The 1489-nt window shown below is 28.1% G+C and carries 2 protein-coding genes; both read right to left on the reverse strand.

All coding sequences use genetic code 11. The features are described 5' to 3' along the window. Positions 1-804, reverse strand: an 804-nt coding sequence (locus KA824_RS09250) for a protein rep (RefSeq protein WP_210124185.1), incomplete at its 3' end; no start/stop codon positions are given. Positions 805-987: 183 nt separating this feature from the next. Then, the coding region (locus KA824_RS09255; RefSeq protein WP_481906279.1) for a class I SAM-dependent methyltransferase at positions 988-1489 on the reverse strand (502 nt) is incomplete at its 5' end.

Consider the following 1489-nt stretch of genomic DNA (forward strand, 5'->3'; position numbering starts at 1 on the left):
TAAACCTTTTTCTAAATCATTCACGATTTCCTGATTTCTTTCGTCATCATCAGTTAAAAAATCAGATGATTTAACCGAATATTTCGAGGTTTCTTTGATTGCTGCTTGAATATCTTTATCGCCTTTTTGATTTGGTTTGATCGCTTTAATATTTGCTACTGGCCGATAATTAACTTGTAATGCTTTTTGCCATAAATTAATCCAATCATTTTGAGAAATGTAATTCTCAGAACCTCTAAAATATTTACTTTCAACACACAATAAAACATGCATATGTTGATTATAACTACCGTCATTTTTATTAACTGTAACCTCTGTCGAACGCATAAAACCAATTAAATTTTTACTAACTTTTTTATATTTAAATAATCTTCTAAATGATTCAGTTAAATGTTTAAGACTTTTTTCTAAAGTATCTCCATCTATCGCATTTCGTGTTGATAGTGTAAGAAACAACCAACGTGCTTTCGGCTTTTCTTTAACCACTTCTTCAATCACTCTTTGAGCTTGATAACTATTTTTCATAGCACGCCTCCAATTACAAACTGGACACAATTTTGATTTACAAAACCATGTCTTATGTAACTTCAAATAACCTTCATCAGTAGGCTTGAACTCTAAGACGTTACCACATTGTTTTACGTTAAAAGCCTTTTTAATTTTTAAGATTTCTAGTATATCTGCATAACTTACATTATCGATTTTCTTTTCTCTCCACGGGCGTTGTTTCCCACTTTTCGTTAAGTCTTTTAGTGTTTTATTATCTTGATTTTCGTCTATATATTTTGTATGATTGTCTTGCATATAAAAAGACCTCCAGTATTTGATTTTAGCTCGACACTTTAATCTTATTACTGGAGTTTTTTTATGTCAAATTTTATTTTATACACTAAAAATCTTTCAAAACACTGTTACATCAAGCTTGAAACAACATTTTAAAAAAGAACGTTATTTCTATATAGTATCAAGACAAGAAGAAACTCGTTTTCAACTCGTTTTAAAACCACCAACCAAAACCTTAAAACTCATCGTAATTTCACTTAAGTTTTTCTTAATTATTCCTTCTTTTTCTACGTCACTTAAATTCCACGTTAAAGGCGTCATATCAAGTAATTTATTCAATTCTTCTTTATTTAATTTAACCTTATAACTAATGTCTATCATTTCAATTTTATTAAAATTAGCTTCAAATAAATCTATAACCTCAGAATTATCATAATCCTTATTTTTATGATTACTAAAGACTATATTCCTTATTTCTTTTAAATAATCACTATTAGGAATTATTTTTATCAATTTCCCCTCTTTATCTAGAACTCTTTTAAACTCATCATAATTAGAAGGGCTAAGCACATTAATTAAAAAGTCTACATTCCCATTCATAACTGGTATATCAGCTAGATCAGCAACCAACCAATTTATATTTTTATATGATTTTGCTGCTTTTTTTACACCTTCTTTTGCAATGTCTATACCTAAGAATTCATTT

It is taken from the genome of Staphylococcus sp. GDY8P198P, from assembly GCF_017891615.1.
GTDB classification, from domain to species: Bacteria; Bacillota; Bacilli; order Staphylococcales; family Staphylococcaceae; genus Staphylococcus; species Staphylococcus cohnii.